This window comes from Paenibacillus sp. SC116 (genome assembly GCF_024733555.1).
In the GTDB taxonomy this organism is placed as follows: Bacteria; Bacillota; Bacilli; order Paenibacillales; family Paenibacillaceae; genus Paenibacillus_B.
The window spans coordinates 2,123,504-2,142,133 of the sequence record NZ_JANIOF010000001.1 but is presented as its reverse complement, the minus strand read 5'-3'; the positions used below and the strand labels follow the sequence as shown (position 1 = coordinate 2,142,133).

At 43.4% G+C, this 18,630-nt stretch carries 14 protein-coding genes and 1 pseudogene; 10 read left to right on the top strand and 5 right to left on the bottom strand.

What is annotated here, in order from left to right:
• Window positions 1-146: 146 nt before the first annotated feature.
• Complete coding sequence (locus tag NQ117_RS09270; protein ID WP_258277674.1) at window positions 147-3,455, bottom strand: DEAD/DEAH box helicase; 3,309 nt, start codon at window positions 3,453-3,455, stop codon at window positions 147-149.
• A gap of 188 nt (window positions 3,456-3,643) precedes the next feature.
• Between NQ117_RS09270 and NQ117_RS09265 the strand changes: the two genes are divergently transcribed.
• The 9 genes from NQ117_RS09265 (at window position 3,644) to cntE (ending at window position 12,823) form a co-directional block, all read left to right on the top strand.
• Window positions 3,644-5,185 carry a spore germination protein gene (locus NQ117_RS09265; RefSeq protein WP_258277673.1) on the top strand — a complete coding sequence of 514 codons (1,542 nt, stop codon included), beginning with the start codon at window positions 3,644-3,646 and terminating at the stop codon, window positions 5,183-5,185.
• Between the two features lie 25 nt (window positions 5,186-5,210).
• Window positions 5,211-6,329, top strand: coding sequence for a GerAB/ArcD/ProY family transporter (locus NQ117_RS09260; protein ID WP_258277672.1), 1,119 nt, complete (start codon window positions 5,211-5,213; stop codon window positions 6,327-6,329).
• A gap of 6 nt (window positions 6,330-6,335) precedes the next feature.
• Window positions 6,336-7,472 (top strand): Ger(x)C family spore germination protein, encoded by a 1,137-nt coding sequence (locus tag NQ117_RS09255; RefSeq protein WP_258277671.1) that lies wholly within the window; start codon window positions 6,336-6,338, stop codon window positions 7,470-7,472.
• Between the two features lie 246 nt (window positions 7,473-7,718).
• A complete protein-coding gene (locus NQ117_RS09250; protein WP_258277670.1) occupies window positions 7,719-8,171 on the top strand; it encodes a GyrI-like domain-containing protein in 453 nt (150 codons plus the stop codon).
• Between the two features lie 124 nt (window positions 8,172-8,295).
• Window positions 8,296-8,733, top strand: coding sequence for an SRPBCC domain-containing protein (locus NQ117_RS09245; RefSeq protein WP_258277669.1), 438 nt, complete (start codon window positions 8,296-8,298; stop codon window positions 8,731-8,733).
• Between the two features lie 56 nt (window positions 8,734-8,789).
• Window positions 8,790-9,335 (top strand): histidine phosphatase family protein, encoded by a 546-nt coding sequence (locus tag NQ117_RS09240; RefSeq protein WP_258277668.1) that lies wholly within the window; start codon window positions 8,790-8,792, stop codon window positions 9,333-9,335.
• A 241-nt stretch (window positions 9,336-9,576) separates the two neighbouring features.
• Complete coding sequence (locus NQ117_RS09235) at window positions 9,577-10,029, top strand: flavodoxin (RefSeq protein WP_258277667.1); 453 nt, start codon at window positions 9,577-9,579, stop codon at window positions 10,027-10,029.
• A 491-nt stretch (window positions 10,030-10,520) separates the two neighbouring features.
• On the top strand, window positions 10,521-11,624 hold the full coding sequence (locus NQ117_RS09230; protein WP_258277666.1) for a PLP-dependent cysteine synthase family protein: 1,104 nt from the start codon (window positions 10,521-10,523) through the stop codon (window positions 11,622-11,624).
• A complete protein-coding gene (gene cntE, locus NQ117_RS09225; protein WP_258277665.1) occupies window positions 11,621-12,823 on the top strand; it encodes a staphylopine family metallophore export MFS transporter CntE in 1,203 nt (400 codons plus the stop codon). Before NQ117_RS09230 ends, cntE begins: the two co-directional genes overlap by 4 nt.
• Window positions 12,824-12,859: 36 nt before the next feature.
• On the opposite strand, the pseudogene NQ117_RS09220 reads toward cntE, so the two are convergent.
• Window positions 12,860-12,970, bottom strand: a pseudogene (locus NQ117_RS09220) (deoxyribonuclease V); the annotation flags it as partial.
• Between the two features lie 424 nt (window positions 12,971-13,394).
• On the opposite strand from NQ117_RS09220, the gene NQ117_RS09215 reads away from it, so the two are divergent.
• Window positions 13,395-16,136 carry an S-layer homology domain-containing protein gene (locus tag NQ117_RS09215; RefSeq protein WP_258277664.1) on the top strand — a complete coding sequence of 914 codons (2,742 nt, stop codon included), beginning with the start codon at window positions 13,395-13,397 and terminating at the stop codon, window positions 16,134-16,136.
• A gap of 239 nt (window positions 16,137-16,375) precedes the next feature.
• Here the strand turns inward: NQ117_RS09215 and NQ117_RS09210 are convergent, their stop codons facing one another.
• From NQ117_RS09210 to NQ117_RS09200, 3 genes are all read right to left on the bottom strand, one after another.
• Window positions 16,376-17,245, bottom strand: coding sequence for an AraC family transcriptional regulator (locus NQ117_RS09210; protein WP_258277663.1), 870 nt, complete (start codon window positions 17,243-17,245; stop codon window positions 16,376-16,378).
• A gap of 112 nt (window positions 17,246-17,357) precedes the next feature.
• On the bottom strand, window positions 17,358-17,726 hold the full coding sequence (locus NQ117_RS09205; RefSeq protein WP_258277662.1) for a hypothetical protein: 369 nt from the start codon (window positions 17,724-17,726) through the stop codon (window positions 17,358-17,360).
• Between the two features lie 81 nt (window positions 17,727-17,807).
• Window positions 17,808-18,563: a hypothetical protein gene (locus NQ117_RS09200; RefSeq protein ID WP_258277661.1), complete on the bottom strand. Its 756-nt coding sequence runs from the start codon at window positions 18,561-18,563 to the stop codon at window positions 17,808-17,810.
• Window positions 18,564-18,630: the final 67 nt, after the last annotated feature.

Sequence of the window (18,630 nt, the reverse complement as noted above, 5' to 3'; positions counted from 1 at the left end):
ATAGTAACGTGCGGACAGACCCTCTCTTTTATTTATTCTATGGCATATTTGAATGAGGCTTGCTTCCTGTTTATACTTGAGAACTTGAAAACGATACTGATCCGTACGATTTCAAGTTCAAGCGTGAACGAGCCATTATGCAGCTATCAACCGATACTTAGTATTTCACGAATTTCCTGTTCTGTAATGGCAGATAGCGTTTCCTCACCTGGCTGGATTACCTCGTGAATCAAATCTTTTTTGCGCTGCTGCAATTCATAAATCTTCTCCTCGATCGTACCATGCGTAACGAGGCGAATGACCTGTACCACATTTTTTTGGCCGATACGATGGGCGCGGTCTGCAGCTTGTTGTTCAACAGCAGGGTTCCACCATAAATCATACAGGACGACGGTGTCAGCACCAGTCAAATTAAGCCCAGTTCCTCCAGCTCTAAGCGATATGAGGAAAATATCACGTTCTCCCTCATTGAATCGCTGACACAGCTCCACTCGTTCGCTTGGCGGTGTCTTGCCATCCAGATAGAAGACGGGTCTGCCGCTTGCATCAAGTTCGCTGCGAATAAGCTCAAGCATACTCGTGAACTGTGAGAAGATAAGCATCCGCTTGCCGCTGCTCATGCATTCTTCCACAAGCTCTAGCAGTTGTTCAAGTTTGCCGGATGATCCTTCGTATTCTTGTATGAACAAGGAAGGATGACAGCAGAGTTGGCGTAAGCGAGTAATGCCTGCGAGTATTTTCATCCGACCTTTTTGGAAGCCTTCTGCGGCCAATACTTCCAGCGTCTCCTCCTGAAGCCGACTCAAGTAAGCCAAGTACAGCTTCTTCTGATCGAGTGATAGCTCCGTCATATGCAGCGTTTCAATTTTGTCTGGCAGTTCTTTCAGCACGTCTTGCTTGAGTCGCCGCAATATAAATGGCCTTACTTTGCGTGCCAGTTCTTCACGAGATAGTGCTTGGAACGACTTCTTGCTCGTGAACAAGCCAGGGAACACGGCTTCAAAGATCGCCCATATTTCTTCGATGGAATTCTCGATCGGCGTACCTGTAAGGGCAAATCTACGGCTTGCTGTAATTTGTCTGACTGCTTTGGAAGCTTGTGTTGCTTCGTTTTTAATCGTTTGTGCCTCATCTAGCAGCAAGATGCTGAACACAATATTTTCATACAGGTGAATGTCCCTGCGTAAAGAAGGATAGGAAGTAATCAACACATCTACTTCATCTAAAGACTCAATCGCTTGGCTGCGCTCATCCTTCAGTCCTGCTGCGAGCTGTACCCTTAACTGAGGCGCAAACTTGTGAAGCTCATTACGCCAGTTATAGACCAAGGAAGCAGGCGCTACAACGAGCACAGGTTTGTTAGTTTCCGTCTGCTGTTGGCTAAGCGCTTCGCGTTCCGAAACAATGTAGGCGATGCTTTGCAGCGTCTTCCCAAGCCCCATATCATCAGCTAAAATGCCGCCGAAGCGGTAGTAGGACAACGTTTTGAGCCAGTGGAAGCCATAGGTTTGATAGTCCCGCAGTACATTCGTCAATGGAACTGGAACCTCAAATTCCAGGTCCTCAGGACTCTTCATATGATCCAGCATCTGGCGGAACTGCTTACCAAACTTTACCCCGCGAGCTCGATAGTCGTCTCCTGTTTCGATAAGACTAAGACCTCTCGTTATGGGAAGGAAAATCCGATCTTGCTGTACCTCTGAACGGCTCATGCCAACTTCATGCATAAGATCGCCGAATTGGCGATAACTTTCTTGCTCCAATGAAACGAAAGCCCCGCTTGGCAAGCGATAATACTTCCTCTTCTCCAAAATAGAAAAGAGGATATCATGAATATCGCTTTGCTCGATGCCTACCATATCGAACTTGACCTCTAGCCAATCTGTAGCTGCATCCACGTCCAACATCGCTCTAGGCTGCTGCGGAGCATGGAACATAAGAGATTTGACCGCCTCCGTGGAGTAGATCTGTGCAATTGGCTCCAACTTGGGCAGTAAATGATACAGAAAGCTGTATATCGCTTCTTCGTCATTGGTATATAGCTGCTTTCCGTTGTTGCGGAGGCCCGATTGCTCAAGGATACGGACAATCTCATTTTCCTGCTCGTAGCTGCGCAATACATAGCGTTCTACGTCCTGCTCCATGGATACCTGTTCAGGCTGAAACGGGTAGATGACTTTATCATCGTAAAGGAATTCGACCAAGACCGATAAGTTGTTATCGTATTTATCGATGTAGATCTTCGTTACGAGACTTGGACTTACAATCTTATCGGCAATCTCAGGTGCAATCGCAACTTGACCAAGTGCTTTAATCCCTGGGAGTGCACGCTCAATAAAAGCAGGAAGCTCATTGGCTGCAATGCGGACTTCGTTGCTGCGAGACATATAGAACAGCTTCTTAAGTGCCGTGAACTGATCCAGCTGCAGATCACTTACAGGGCAGAGCATGCCCTCCGCACATATATAGCCATACTGCTCCATTGGCAGTGCTGTTTGTAAACCCTCAATAGCAAGTTCGTAAATATCTGTTTCTTCTTGTTTGATCCGGAAGGAGAGCGGGACTTTACCCTGTTCTCCGAGCCGTAGGTCATATTGCTTCGTATCTTGTTCGATCCGAATCGGAACTTGCAGCAGTAAAGGGATCGTTTCCTCCCACATATGAGGTGGGATAACGATCGTCCGTTCCGTGCCAAGCCTGCTGCTGCTATTCAATCCATACATAAGGTCGTAATAACTTTCTTCGATCCGCACGATGTCGATTAGCTTTCGAATGATGGCCTCATCTTGAGCGGTGAAGCGGTATTGATCAGGGCTGTAGGTAAATTTTTTAGAAAACGCGAACGGTTGAGCTTGGGCAAACGCCGTCAAAAATTCTCTTACCTTAGGTACGATATACAGCCGCTGCGGACCGATCCGAAACTCAAGCGCGAAGTAACTTCTGCGCGCATGTGATACTGCATGGCAGATCCACTCTACTTGCAGCGTTTCACGTGCATACTCATCGTCTTCATAGGCGTCATAATCGTCTTGGGATGCCGATTGATAAGCTTGACTACCAAAAATCGAAATCATATTGCGGGTCAATGCTGTGTCTTTGGAACTAATCGTGGCAGAATACCTATTCTGGAGAGAACTCGGTAAATATTGATCAGCCGTTTTCTTGTCAAATCTGCTGTCGCAAACAGCTAGCATAACCGCGGCAATATGCTTGCAGAAAGAGAAGTAGGTGTTAGACGCTGGACATGTACAACTTGCCTCAACTTCCTTTACAGACGGCAGCCTGACTTGAACACTGTAATCCTCGCTGCCGCGCACAAGAGCGGCGTATAAATGCTCGGTTACTTGTTTGAACTCAATGATGCGACGAGCATAGTAATACTTAAGTCCTCTGCGATAGGAAGTTCTGCCGCATATGTCTTCCACATCACTATAAGATTCCAGTTGGTTAAACATGTTGTTCCTCCGTATTTCTTCATATCTATATAGATTGGCAATTGTATGTATGAGCGTTCGATGTTAGATGCTGCTCTTAGTATACTGCTCTTTTTGACGAAGTTCATTACAAACACAATAATCTGCATGGTTTTGTAACGATTGGGGGATAATTTCCGGTAATGCCACTGAAAGGAGGAGCAGCGGGAATGACAACTGCAAATATGACCTTTTCAGATATTGCCTCTTATTTAAAAGTAGAGCTGAACCAGCTACTGCCGAACTGCTCAGATTTGGTGGTCCATGGTATTAATTCTTCTGTGGCAGTTTGCTATGTATCTGGATTAGTTGATACAAAGGTTCTAAGCTCCTCGATCCTAAGCGTATTGACGATGCTTGATGAAGATGAAGTGAATACGGAGCTTATTAGGCAAACGATAACGATTTGTGAAATTGAGCGGGAAGGTAATCTGGATCAAGTCGCCTTGAAGCTGCTGCAAGGGCATGTATATATTGCTGTAATGGATGAGTATGAAGGCCTTTTATGCAACATAGCGAACTTTCCTGCTAGAGCGATTGCCGCTTCAGAAAATGAAACGGTCATATTTGGTCCTGTATTAGGATTTAATGAATCGTTAAGCACGAATATTGCAGTATTGCGTTCCTACATAAAAGACCCCGGTTTAGTGACGGAACCTCATATAGTAGGCAATAAAATGGAAACTCGTATCCAGCTAACCTACATGGCTGATTTTGTAGATGAAAAGTATATCGATTATGTGAAATCAAAATTGAAACAAATTAAAACAGACGGCTTGATGGGCAATGCACTGCTCATGCAGAAGCTGCAAAATCATCCTTATACGATATTTCCGCTAATGACACTGACAGAGCGCCCTGATCGAACGGTGCAGGCGCTAATGGAAGGTAAAGTAGTTATCTTCATGGAAGGAGACTCGCATGTTATTATCGGCCCAAGCTCATTCATCGATTTCTTTATATCAGTAGAAGATCGGTACATGAGCTGGGGAACAGGACTCTTTATTCGCATGCTGCGGTTTGTTGGCTTGACGATGTCGGTTTTCTTGACGCCGATCTATGTAGCTGCGCTAACGTTTCATTATCAGATGATTCCGCCCGCCTTAATTGTTTCGCTCATTGAAACACGCTCTAAAGTTCCATTCCCACCGCTATTGGAGACATTGCTGTTAGAGATTACGATGGAATTGCTGCGTGAAGCGGGTGTGAGGCTCCCGACAAAAGTATGTCAGACGATAGGTATCGTGGGTGGTATCGTTATCGGTCAAGCAGCTGTACAGGCTGGATTTACAAGTAACATTTTAATTATGCTTGTTGCTTTGGCAGCTCTCGGTTCGTTTACGACACCGAACTATTTAATGGGCAGCAGCATTCGCCTTATTCGTTATCCGATGATCATAATGGCGGGTATGTGGGGTATTCTTGGTATTGTGTTCGTAGCGATGGTCGTATTTATACATTTATTGAGGCAGACAAGCATGGGAAGGCCATATTTATTTCCCATCATTCCATTTCGTCGTAAAGATTTGACAGTGGATATGCTGTTAACTCCTAAATCACACTACAGCTATAGGGTGTCGGATACAAAGAGCAGTCTTAACAGCAAGACTGGGAAGGATCAGCAATCTAATGCAATGAGTAGTCGTTCCTCATCAAAGGAACCGCAGTCTGATGTGACGAATGACAGTTCCTCATCAAATAAAGATAAGTGATTCTACTGTAGAACGAGGGAAGCACATGGATGTTAGGATCAAACCGAGACCAAATAAGATGATACAATCGTTTGCCCTTCTGTTTATCATCTGTAATGTCCAGATTGGGATCGGTGTATTTGGATTTCAAAGATATATAGCTCGTGAAGCCGGTCATGATGCTTGGATCGCAGTAGTATTGGCAGGCTTAGTCTGTCATCTCTCAGGATGGCTGCTGCTGCGGGTGCTGCGTCGCTATGAATCTGCTGACTTGTACGGAATCCATCAAGATCTATTTGGCCGTTGGGTAGGCGGTGCATTAAGTGTTTTGCTAATACTATATTACGTGATCGTGACGGTCACTATATTACGTACCTACATTGAGGCGATACAGTCTTGGATTTTTCCTGAATTCCCTACGTGGCTGCTTGCCTTAATCTTGTTGTTCTTGTCATGGTATGCAGGGATAAGCAGCTTGCGCGTCATTGCCGGTGTAAGCTTCATGGGTTTCTTGGTCATTTTTTCATTTTCGATGCTGTACTACAATCCGATCCAGTATGGACAATGGAGCAGGTTGCTCCCTATTGGAGAGGCGACACCGTATCAACTGTTCAATGGAGCGCTTGCAATGGGATTCACTTTGTCAGGCTTTGAGATTATTACTTATTTATATCCTTATCTCAAGGACAAAGAAAAGTCGCATAAATATATGCAAATCAGTATGCTGCTTACGAATGTACTGTATTTGTTCATCATTATTGTGACAACGATCTTTTTCAGTCAAGATCAGCTGCTGCGCTCGGTATGGAGTTCGATCAACATGCTCAAGATAGTCAAATATCCTTTTTTGGAGCGAATTGAAGTTCTGGCTATGGGTGTATGGATGTTTGCAGTTGTGCCGGGCATTATTATCTTGACTTGGGTAGTAAGCAGGGGCATGCGAAGATTGTTCAACTTCCCGCATAAGAAGGTAATGATTGTGTTTAGTATTATCATTTATACGGTTTCGCTTGTCTTTCATAATCGGGTACAAATCGATACGCTGAACAATCTCATTAGTAAAATGTCGCTTATCATCAGCTTCATATATCCACTTTTTCTAAATGGAGCAGTGGCTGTTGTATGGTGGTGGCGCCAACGCAAAAATAAGAAGGGAGAAGCATGATCTAGCATGAATCAATTCAGAATGAAGCAAGTATCTGTTATTCTCGTGCTAGTCCTTTTATCAGGCTGCTTTCACTCGAATGTGTTAGAGCGGACTTCTATAAGTGTAGCAGTCGGGTACGATAAGATTGGAGAAGGAAAAATTCAAACGAGTTCGGTATTGTATGGCTCTACAAGCAAAGAAGGGAAAGAAAGTTCACACGTTATTTCTGTGGAAGGAGAAACGAGTAAAGGAGCTCGCCTTAAACTAAATCAGAAGTTGGGATACAAGGTAGTTAGCGGCCAGATTCGTTTCATTGCCTATGAAGGTGAATTGGCTCGAGACGGGATTCTTAGTATCGTAGATACACTCAGCCGAGATCCATCCTATGGAGATATGATGTATTTATCGGTAACCGAAAAACCGGTCAGAGATATACTAGCGTATAAGTACCCAAATATTTCGAATGTGGGAACTTACTTAGGGCGTTTGATTGCGCATAATATACAAGACAGTTGGGTACCGTCTTGTACTTTGCACGAATTCCGCAATGACTTTTATAGTGTAGGTAAGGAAGCGGCACTTCCTATCGTAGAAAGAACAGGTAAAGAGGTAAATATCAAGGGTTTAGCACTATTTCGAAGAGATATCATGGTCGGAAAAATAGAGCCGGAGGAAGCGGTCTATTTGAAACTGTTGATGAATCGGGAGAATCCTGAATCCATTGAGGTTAAGATGCAGAAGGACGGAATGGCTAAGTATGTGAAAAATGTGCACCATCCTTTTGAAACGATTAAGACGGCGATTTCCAATATTGGCAGTAAGTCGTCCATTAAACTCGTTTCACAGGACAATCTTCAATTTGATGTACATATTCGGTTGAATGTAGAGCTCCAAGAAATATCGGAGGATTATGATTTCACCGAAGAAGGAGCTGTAGAGCAGCTTGAGACAGAGCTGGGTAAGCAGATGAGCGTGGATCTGCTAAAGATGCTTAACCACTTGCAACGGTTAAAGTCGGATGCGGTGGGCTTTGGTGAAGTATACCGGAGTTCGGTCAGAAATTCTCGGTTAACGAAAGATCTGTGGCAAGATATGTTCCCAAAGGCGAAGTTTAATACGTCAGTCAGCGTTAATTTAATCCGAACGGGAACGATAGAATAGCGGCTTCGGGCTGCATCGGGTGTGTAAAAATACCTTTCCGATTCTAGGCAACCTGTGTATAATGTTAAACAAAACCAAATCCGACGCCAACTTAGCAGAACATCAGGATAACGATCTTGATGTTCTTTTTTGAAGCATAAGCAGCCAATTTATAGAAAAAGGCCGAAACAAGTGACATTGCACATGGCAAGAACATGACTACCAGTTTTGTGAACATTCAAATTTCACGAATGGAGGACGATGTTTATGTATGAATGTCAATTGATGCAAAAGGATGAGTTGAAGCTGGTGGGGATAAGTTATTCTGGGCCTGTGAAGGAATGTTTTCCAGATGAGTCCATTAAGCTGCATGAGCGGTTCTGGAAGCGAAGAGATGAGATTGCTTCCGCTACACATACGGATTTTATATTTAGTCCTTATTATGGAAATGATCAATTCATGACTTATTGGGGCTGTTTACAAGTAGACACTCTTGAAGGCGTACCAGATGGAATGGTTGGTTTGCGTTTACCGTCCCAGCTCTACGCAGTTGTAGAAGGCAAGAAAGAAACGATATCGGATGCGTACAAAGCGTTATATCGTTGGATTCGCCAGAAGCACTTAGATCGAGAATGGGGAGCTAGCTGTATCGAGCTGTTCCATGTGGATGATAGGAATCATCCTGAGAAAGTTGAACTTTGGATACCTGTAAAAAAGTAAGCGTCATCATCCGCAGCAGTTTAGAATGCCAGTGGATACATGTTCATGAGTAGCACCATAACTTCAGTGAAGGAAGTTATGGTGCTTTATTGATATATAGCTCAATACATTAGGAGGATTTGTTATGGTGCAGTCACAACGCAGCAATGATAAGCCAACCGGCCTTACGGCTTCGTCTGGATATCAAGTAGGTGTACGAAGGACACTGTCTGTTCACACTGAGCAAATGTGGACATTACTGCTCTCGAAGCAAGGTCTGAATGTCTGGTTAGGTCCAATTGAGTCTATTGTCGCGGAAGCTGGAGAGCAGTATCGCTGTGAGAATGGAACAAGCGGCGAACTTCGTGTTGTTAAGCCCATTCAACAGCTGCGGCTGACTTGGCAGCCACATGCATGGAATTCACCCTCTACCCTTCAAATTCGGTTGATTCCGAATAAGAATGGTACAACAACAATAAGCTTCCATCAGGAAAAGTTGGAAGATGTACACCGTCGTGAGGAGATGAAGCAGCACTGGGAGCAGGTTATCGTCGAGTTGGCGGAGATGATTGCAAGATCATAGTTTGAGGTGTTGTTGTACTGGAGAATAGATAAAGAATCGGGTAAAGGGGATTCTGGATGAAGAATCTATTTTTGGTAAGGCACTGTAAAGGAGCGGGTGAGGAGTCGTCAGTTCCACTGACAGAGGCAGAGTACAATCAAGCAAGAGAGCTTGCTTCTTATATGAGTGGATTGGACATTGATGTATTGATCTCAAGCCCATCTTTACGTGCGATACATAGTTTAAAGCCAACTGCATCGCAATTGCGCAAGCCAATTGTGCTCGATGAACGAATGGAAGAGAGGCTGCTTAACGTTTGCGATTTGGCAGATGGAATGAAGCAGTTTGCCCAATTATTTAATCATGCAGCGTTTGAGATGAAAGATGAGCCAAGCGGGTTATCCGTCCTAAGCAATGCATTGAATAAGCAAGCTAACAATGTTGCCGTTATGACAAATCGTCATGAAGTATCAATCCTTCTTAATCATTTTGGCATAGAGGATAATGTCCAAGGGGAAGATGCGTCGTATATAGATGTATTCGTGATTCGGTGTAAGGTCAATCAACTTTCTGTAGAGCGAGTATGGAGCTGTGGTCAATCGCTAGAGCTGCTGCATACGTAGCTCTATTTTTTTATTTTCACTGTATGGTTGTGCAGGACGCAAAAGTGATGAACACGCAGAAAATAATCAGGAAAAAATATAGGATAAGCTGCATAGTTTAAAATAAGCAGAACGATAAGCGCTGGAAGTAATTGCTTCAGAAAATGTTGTAGTGGACATTTTTTAGTGATAATGATAATCTTTCTCATGAGGAATAACTGACAGTTAGTTTGCTGTATATTTGAATTGGAGGAATTGTGGAATGAGCGAATCGATTATTTTGGTTTATGCAAGTATGACAGGGAATACAGAGGAAATGAAGGATGCTGTAGAAGAGGGGATCCGTGAATTGGGTGCAGCTGTAACGGTTAAGGATGTAATGGACGCGCAGGGCTCTGATTTAGAAGCATATGATGTGATTTTGCTTGGTGCTTATACATGGGGTGATGGCGAGCTTCCAGATGAGTTCCTTGATTTCTATGATGAGATGAATGATTTGAATTTGGAAGGTAAGCGTGCTGCTGTGTTTGGATCATGTGATTCCAGCTATACACAATATGGTGCTGCTGTAGATATTCTCTCGAACAAGCTGCGTGATCTTGGTTGTACGCTTGTGCATGAAGGGCTTAAAGTGGAGCTTTCTCCATCTCAAGATGAGAGAGAAGTATGCCGTGAGTTCGGACGCAATGCCGTACGTGCATTGTCGAACGCGTAGTAGATGAAGAGTAAGCCTCTTGCTTCCCTGTTGGAATATTAGTTTGCAATAGATGGGGATTAAGAATTAATGTAAAAGGGCGGATTTCCGTCCTTGTTTTATTCCCCGTCTTGAGGTTAATGCTTCGAAAATAATCCCTCCATATAACTCGAAAGAGTCATTTTCAAAGATGAACCTACGTGATACATTAAATTTACTACAGAGGTCTGGTGATAATATCCAATTATTGATAGAGTTCTTGCTGATATTATGAGAACCCTTTTACAACTGAGGAACTATCTAGAAGTCGAGTGATTGGTCCACGGCACAGTCGACATTGTCTTAAACAATCAACAGTGATTGGAAGGGCAGTTTGATAGCGCAGTGGTACTGTAATCCACGGATTTATAACGTATGGATAAATTTAAATTCCGGGTAAAAAGGGAAGATAACATGGACTTTATTTGATATGGAATATATTAACCCGACTTCTCAAAATAAGGAGGGAATTGATGATAACGATATTAGATACCGTTGGTCTTTCTCCATTGGTACAATTGCGCAATTTGGTAGATAGCGATCGATATGATATTCGTCTGAAGCTAGAGCGAACGAATCCAGGTGGAAGTATTAAAGATCGTCCTGCGCTGTATATTGTGAAGGAAGCGGAGCGTAGAGGCTGGCTGCGACCTGGTGGGACGATTATTGAATCTTCGTCAGGCAACTTCGGGATTTCACTTGCGATGATTGGGGCGGCGCGTGGCTATCGAGTCATTATTCTTGTTGATCCTAAAACGACGCCGACGAACTTGGCGCTGCTGAAGGCGTATGGAGCTGAGGTTATCGTGGTGACGGAGCAGGATGACAGCGGCTCGTATCATAAGACGAGAATCGCGCTTGCTAATAAGCTGCATCGAGAGATTACCAACTCTTTTAGACCTGATCAATGCTTCAATCCGCTTAATGGAGAAGCACATTACAACGGAACGGCACAAGAGTTGTTCGAGCAATGTGGGGGCGAACTGGACGCTGTTGTGTTGACGGTGAGTACAGGCGGGCAAGTTGGCGGATTTTCCCGCTTTTTCCGAGAACATGCGCCGCATGTGAAGGTGGTGGCAGTTGATGCCGTGGGTTCGACGATTTTCGGAGGACAAGCCCATTCGTACTTGCTGCCAGGTATGGGGCTCAGCTGGACCCCGTCTAATATTGACGATCTGAATCGTATTGATGAAGTGTATAAAGCGCCTGATGAAGATTCGTTCATGATGTGCAGAATGATGGCAAAGCATGAAGGCATTATGTGCGGGGGCTCAACAGGAGCGGGGATGGTAGTTTCCTTGAAGCTTGCTTTACAAGGGGAGGGCAGCAGGAAACAACGAATCGTATGCATCGCTTCTGACAATGGTGAGCGCTATTTATCTACGATATACAATGATGAATGGATGCAGGAGCGCAACTTGGATACGACATTGAACCCCAGTCATTTGCTAGAACGATCTGCACGTCTTACCCCCTATAGTATCAACCCGATTGAGACGGCCAACTACAAGCCTGAGCTCGAATATATGCTGGACTCACCAAGTCGTCAGTATATTGCGGGTGAGGCGGTCGGATGATTAATAGAGATCGAGACAATCCATTTTCAGCTCAGGCTATGAAAATTTATGCGATTGCAATTGTTTTTTACGCTATTGTTTATATGGTTCTTATGATTGTCCCGTTTTACGCGTTGTCGTTGCATGCGACAAAAACCGATATTGGACTCATTATGGGTGCGACGATGCTGACATCGATGTTTGCGAGGCCGGTTGCAGGGAAGCTTATCGACCGCTATGGAGCAGGCCGTATTTTTGTTATCGTGCTTATCGTGTTTGCTTTTTCTTTACTGGGCTATTTCGTCCCCGAACTATGGATGATCGGAATTGTCCGAATTATTCAAGGGATTGTAGCTGCTTTTTTCTCCACCGCGATGGAGATTATTACGATCGATCTCCTCTCTGACGAAGTGAGGGGGCAGGGGCTATCTTTATATTCACTTGCTACGATGATACCTTCAACCTTTGGACCAGCGGCGGCTCTTTATTTGAAGGATGTCGTATCCATGAATGAGATCTTTGTTGGATTTGTCGTGCTAGGTATTGTCAATGTAGCCTTTGCCCTTATCGTAGTGCGATCCAAGACGAGTCAACTGCACGCCCCCATCCCTGATGCAACTCCCGTAAATTCCCCAGGGCTGTGGAAAAACCGCAAGCTGCTCGTATCCTCAACGATTATGCTATTCGCTTCCATAGCGAATGGAGCTATCTTTACCTTCCTTCCGTTACATTTGGAAAATCAACAGTCCACATGGGGTAGTATCTATTTTTTAACGCAGACAGTTGTGCTCGTGTTATGCCGATTTATTGGGCGCAGCCGTATTCCATCTAATGGGGAAACACCGATACGACTCGTGCTGATAATGAGCTTGCTTGCAAGTGCGGGTAGCTTATTACTAAGTTCATTTGTTTATGGGCCGATTTTGCTGCTCGCGGCAGTATTGAACGGGATCGCATTTGCGATGCTGTATCCAGCGCTGCTCACGTTCGTATCGTTTTCCGTACCCACTCAGGCAAGAGGATTTTTACTTGGCTTGTTTATCGGTGCGGCTGATTTTGGCTTTGCCTTGGGTGCATTAGTGATGGGGCCGCTCGCTGATTTAGTATCGTTTCCAATCATGTTTATGACGTGTGCGGCACTGTGCTTTGCTGCCTGCCTACTGCTCCCGCTGTATCGGAGCGAGGTTGTCAGGGGAAGTCAGGAATCTTCATTTTCGTAATCCAATTAAGAAGAAGGGCGGAAATCCGCCCTTCTTTTATTTTTCTTGCAGCTTCAATAATGTCTTTTTAACGAGTTGACCTGCTTGTCTAGTCGATTCGGGCAAACGATAGGTTGGAGATAGCTTTAATATCCACTCGCATGCGCTTCTATTATTATATCAGGTTGCCTTCCAGTAAATTGAATATAAAATGTATAGCATATCTGATTGCTTTATATGTGAAAATTATTATAGATAATGTATAAATATATGTGTTCATATACAACTATATATAAAATATATACACCTCGGTTAGCATGGAAACTATGTCGCGTTATGGAATGATACAAAATGTCTCTGGGTAAATTTATAATTCGATAAAATATTTAAAGAAATAAATAACTATAAAAAGTTACAATATTATTAATTGTTTAGGAAATATTAACTTTCTGATCTTCTTCACCCGATAAATAAATAGAGAAATATTAGTAAAAAGGGTAGGTTGAAAGAAAGCAACAGGCAATTTGCCAATCTCGGGGGATCTGGAGACACAGTTCAGAGATTACTAAAGAGATAGTAGTGGAGGTCGAAAATGAAACGATACATGGCAGCATTATTAAGCTTTATGTTAATTCTAACGGCTTATTCCGGTACGGTTCAAGCCATTCAGAACGATACGAATGTCGTCAGCGAACAGCAATATACACGTGTTGGTGAGGATTACGACATTCTTGACGAGCAAGTTCTATCGTCGAAGAAGGATGGAACGGCATGGATGTGGTACATCAATAATGGCGCATCTCATTACACTTCGGACATCGTCTATAAAGCTCATATGGTACAAATTCCAGGCTTGAAAGATGTAAAGCAGGTCGATGTCAGAAGGAGTGGGGGCACCAAAGATATTCGTGGCTATGTTGCGCTGAAAAATGACGGAACCGTCTGGTACTGGGATGCGAAGCGTACAGAACATCTACCATATCCTACGGATGATCCATCGCTTATCAAAGATTTGAGTAACGTAACTTCATTCGTTGCTAAATTCGATGGTAATTACAAAGTTTTGTTTGTATTAAAATCAGACGGTTCCGTATGGAGTTGGGGAAGGAGAACGGGAAACTCCAAAAATGCGAAGTCCTCACTGAAGCAAATCAAGCTGCTTGATGATGTTGTATCCTTACAATCAATTGGAGGCCTCGTATTCGCGATTAAAAAGGACGGGTCGGTGTGGAAATGGAGATCAAGCTCGTATTTTCCGCAGAACAGAACAAACAGCAAGACTGTAGATCAGATTACGGGACTTAGTGGTGTCGTCAACATAGATCCAGGTTCTATTTTAAGTTATGCCTATAAACAGGATGGCACGGTCTGGTCCTGGCGAACGTATCGCGATGACGATCTTCCTGTTCAATTACATCATGCAGCAGACTCGCGAATGATTGTTCAATTAGACACTATTAGAGATGCGAATCTGGATAAAACGTATGCATTCCGGACGGATGGCCAGCTCTGGTCTGTGGAAAATGACAAGGTCTTTCCTGATCTGAAGGATATCGTGTCCGTACATCAAAAGGAACCAGGTGGTCTAAAAAGGTATTATGTATTGAAAAAAGATCAGACTTTGTGGGCATGGGAGAGTGCTTCTAACTTTCCAAAGCTTGTTGTGTTCACGAAGAGAACGGAGCAACGTGATGGTTCTGGGACAGTAGGTAACCAAACAGATAATCAAAAAATAGATAAACAGAAAGATAGCCATACAAATAAATCCGCCGATAAACAAACTGGCGATCGACCTAAAACAACAACCGAGCCTAGGGTGCGGACGGTTCCGGAAATCAGCCTGTATCCCTATGTTACGATTCTACCGCCTGGCGGAAATCAAACCATTGCCGTTAACAATCTGCTTCCTGGGACTAAGGTAACTTATGCTATTGATGACCCGAGTATAGGAACTTTATCGTATGTGAATGGCACAGCGGTCGTCAAAGCGAATAAGCCCGGACAGACCATTGTGCGGGCAACTGCAACTAGAGCTGGTTACCCAGATGTTACCACCTATTTTATGTTGTATGTCGCTGATAGCAATAGGCTGTCCGATACGTATTTCACTGCTGTTCGAACGGTGCCTGCTGCTGACAAACAGAAGCCGTATATTGTGGAGGGGCTGACTCAAGCGGGAGAACTTGTTATTTCAGCCGCAAGCAGTGAGCAGCCGGTTCCTGTTAATGGACAAGTTGTCATTACTCCTGAGCTGATGAATCGCGTAGCTGGCAGTGCGCTAAAGGCTAAGTCAGCGGTGGAGCAATCGCTATCGGAAAGTGGAATTGTTCTTGCTAGAGAGTTAGTAATTAATGGGGAAGTTTTGTCTTCACCTGGACAAAATGGCTATACGTTCAAGCTGCATAAGGATAGCTTAGTCGGTCGTAAGGATATTGATTATATTACCGTACATGCGGGAGATGCGAAATTGATGATTCATGTTGCGACTGCAGATAGCCTATTTCATTCATACCCTGTCATTGTTATTCATTTGGTCCAAGTAAGTAACGGTAGATATCAGGTGCAATTTTTGGATGAACAAGGAAGGGAGCTTCCGAGCGTAGCAAGCAACATCGGACTCGTTTTACCTGCTACTCAATCAGACGCAACGAATAACAGTGTTTTTTATACGGATGGAACAACAACGCAGCCTATAGGTGGAAAATTTAATCCATACAAAAATGGCGTAGAAGCTGAAATTAACCGTCCGGGTACGTATTTCTTGGGCGATAATTCCAAGTCATTCCCTGATGTTGATGATCGAGATCCAGAGTTACAGCAAGCGGTTCAATTTCTCGCCTCCAAAGGAATTGTGAAAGGGAAAGCCGGTGGCAAGTTTGAGCCTGATTCGTTGATTACCCGTGCAGAGTTCACATCTATGCTTGTTAAAGCTTTTTACGCTTTGGATAAAACAGCGACGGAGAGCTTTTCAGACGTGCAATCTCCACAATGGCATCATCCCTATATTGCTTCGTCCGAGAAAAAAGATATCGTAAAGGGTTATCCTGATGGTACATTCAAGCCGGATAAGACGATAGCTCGGGAAGAAATGATTGCGATCGGCGCACGATATTTGCATGAAAAGAAAAATTATTATTACCCATCGAATCCAGATATCTATTTGAATCAATTCGAAGATAAGAAAACGATATCTAATTGGGCAAAGCGAACGATGGCATTGGCAATAAAACAGCGCTTGATCGATGTTCCTGCTAATAAGCAGATTAAAGCTCGCGAGGCTGTTACACGTGGGGAAGCTACTAGAATGCTGTACCGACTTTATTTACAGATTTGATGGTAGGCTGCATGGTTATGTGTATGTAAGTAATATGATGAATTCGTAAGGGCGGATTTTCGCCCTTTTTTTGTTTGCAATGTATATTCATAGAGATTTCATATCCAATCGGATGTAGCAGCGAGGGATATACGGCGCTCTATTGATATGAAAATGAGTATCTCCCCCTATATGTAATATCAAAAACGCATGCCCTGGTCGCTGATGACCTAGACATGCGCTTTTTTTGTTAACAGCGATTATTTTTTTAATACCGGAATCCATATCTCACTCTTAAATGTTGGTGAAGTTACATCTTTACTTTCATTCCAGAGAATTTCTGGTCCCTCGGCAAGCTGGTAGCTAGAGCTAGGGAACCATTCTGAATAAATGCGCCCCCACACATTTTGCAGCGTATCAGGGAACGGTCCAACTGCGGTAAATACCGCCCATGTAGAAGCAGATACCTCAAGCTGAGTTAGGTTGTCAGGACAATTTTTCGTTGTAGCTACTCCGATATAGTGATCCAGTTCGCCGTGCTCTTGGCGTCCTTCGGAAAAGTTGGTTGATGCGCTGATCAACCCTGACGGTTCGACATCGGACAGCTGCTTCAGCGTGCGAATCAGTTCTTCATCTAAGCTTTTCCACATGGCCGCAATTTCTGGATTAACACCGTTATAAATTAAAGGTACTCGCTTGCTAATCCCTACAATGCGAAACGCTTCTTTCTCAACTACCCGATAATTCATTTCATTTCCTCCTTGAATCGAAAGTTGGAAGGTCATGGGTGGGTATGCTTTTAGGGAGTGGCCGTTTTGTTTCGCTTCTGACGGTGTTATTTCATGCAAGCTGTGGAACGCTCTAGTGAAAGAATCTGCCGAACTGTAGCCGTATTTTACAGCTAAATCTATAATTCGTACGTTGCTAGTAGTGAGATCAAATGCTGCGAGCGTAAGTCGTCTGCGCCGGATGTACTCCGAGAGTGTGACACCAGCCAGAAATGAGAACATCCGTTTAAAATGATATTCAGAGCAAAGAGCAATCCGCGCTATTTCTGCATAGTCGATCTCAGCATCAAGATGTTTTTCGACGTACTGCAAGGCAAGATTAAACCTTTCGAGACTATCCATATTCCCACCTCCTTCTTGGTTTTAGAATAGCAGGAATGATGTGCATCGATCCGACAATCCGTGCACTCTATTGTAGGGGTACTTGAGAATTTAATTGGTATTCAAAACAACGTTAGCATTCATCTGGCTTATTTTGATGCGCAGCAGCTGTGCTCATGACAGGGCACTCCTCGCAATCAGGAATGTACCACATTCGACTGTAGGAATACCATTCAAATTCTTCCTGATCTTCGAGCAGCATAGGAACGATAGAATCATATTGAAGTGGATCAACGGCTCCATTTATATCATAGAAAACATTGTCGATGGATGTGATTACATGATAATAGTCATTTTCATTTCCGCATTTGTAAGGCATGGAGTGAGGATATATTAATTTCAAAATTCTAAATAATTTATAGCAGCTTCCTTTTGTGTAAATATCGGTAATATACTTGTCAGAATTTCTTAGCTCCGTCAAAAATTCAATTGGATTCACCATCACAACCATCCTTTTGGTGAAGTAGACTTCACCGAATATATAGATATTTACTACGAAAGCCGCATGCTGTATGAATTGTACTTATACATTTGCCAATTCTTTTTTTAAAGCCAGCAATGTTATTAGTTCATAATCACGTAGCATTTCTATTTTCTCTATAAGTTGATCGAGTTGGAGCGGATGATTGGTGTTTTTCAATTGAATATCTTTTTTTATGATTATGTTTTTAATGGTTTCCGCTTGATCAGAGCAGTGCCTTAACAAGTCTACGACATAAGCGGGGACAGGTTGAAGCTCTATATAGCAAGAGAACACATAACGTGATCCACTGAGCATGATAAATACTTGGCCAAGAGAATTGAACATTTCTTTTGCCGCCCCTATCGGAGCTTGTGGCAGACCCCTTACCATTTCTAATATGTGATCAAATAGTCTAGAATCATCATCGTTATGTAAAATAGCTTGCCTTGCTCGATTTCGAAATTCAGCTATCGTTTCAGTTGAGAGTGCAATATGTTTGGTTTGTAGGGAGAACAGTGGATAATTCGAATCACGTATGGCTTGTAATACAAAGTCTGCTGTGTACGATTTACTAACAATGTTTTTGACATCATTTAGTATGGTGTGTTGGGTATTTGTAAATTGCTCGATGATGATATAATGGGTCGATTCAGCATCCATGAAGTGCAGCTCGGGAAAATATTTTGGCTTGATTCCTGTGAACACAACATTGCCAGTCTGTAAATTCGATTCAATATATTGGGCTGCCTCAGCAGCTGAAGAGCCTTCGAAATCTATAAACGCTGCACCTATTTGGGTTAGATCGCTATCATTCAAACAGTCCATATGGAAGAGCCAGAAACCTTTTTTTTCTATTAGCAGCTCTTGGTTAATCGCATTTGTG

Excerpts from the sequence above, each read along its gene's own strand:
- NQ117_RS09205 (WP_258277662.1), bottom strand. The coding sequence starts at position 17,726 with ATGGTGAATCCAATTGAATTTTTGACGGAGCTAAGAAATTCTGACAAG.
- NQ117_RS09255 (WP_258277671.1), top strand. The coding sequence starts at position 6,336 with ATGAATCAATTCAGAATGAAGCAAGTATCTGTTATTCTCGTGCTAGTC.
- NQ117_RS09265 (WP_258277673.1), top strand. The coding sequence starts at position 3,644 with ATGACAACTGCAAATATGACCTTTTCAGATATTGCCTCTTATTTAAAA.
- NQ117_RS09235 (WP_258277667.1), top strand. The coding sequence starts at position 9,577 with ATGAGCGAATCGATTATTTTGGTTTATGCAAGTATGACAGGGAATACA.
- NQ117_RS09240 (WP_258277668.1), top strand. The coding sequence starts at position 8,790 with ATGAAGAATCTATTTTTGGTAAGGCACTGTAAAGGAGCGGGTGAGGAG.
- NQ117_RS09270 (WP_258277674.1), bottom strand. The coding sequence starts at position 3,455 with ATGTTTAACCAACTGGAATCTTATAGTGATGTGGAAGACATATGCGGC.
- NQ117_RS09210 (WP_258277663.1), bottom strand. The coding sequence starts at position 17,245 with ATGGATAGTCTCGAAAGGTTTAATCTTGCCTTGCAGTACGTCGAAAAA.
- NQ117_RS09250 (WP_258277670.1), top strand. The coding sequence starts at position 7,719 with ATGTATGAATGTCAATTGATGCAAAAGGATGAGTTGAAGCTGGTGGGG.
- NQ117_RS09215 (WP_258277664.1), top strand. The coding sequence starts at position 13,395 with ATGAAACGATACATGGCAGCATTATTAAGCTTTATGTTAATTCTAACG.
- NQ117_RS09230 (WP_258277666.1), top strand. The coding sequence starts at position 10,521 with ATGATAACGATATTAGATACCGTTGGTCTTTCTCCATTGGTACAATTG.
- NQ117_RS09245 (WP_258277669.1), top strand. The coding sequence starts at position 8,296 with ATGGTGCAGTCACAACGCAGCAATGATAAGCCAACCGGCCTTACGGCT.
- cntE (WP_258277665.1), top strand. The coding sequence starts at position 11,621 with ATGATTAATAGAGATCGAGACAATCCATTTTCAGCTCAGGCTATGAAA.
- NQ117_RS09260 (WP_258277672.1), top strand. The coding sequence starts at position 5,211 with ATGGATGTTAGGATCAAACCGAGACCAAATAAGATGATACAATCGTTT.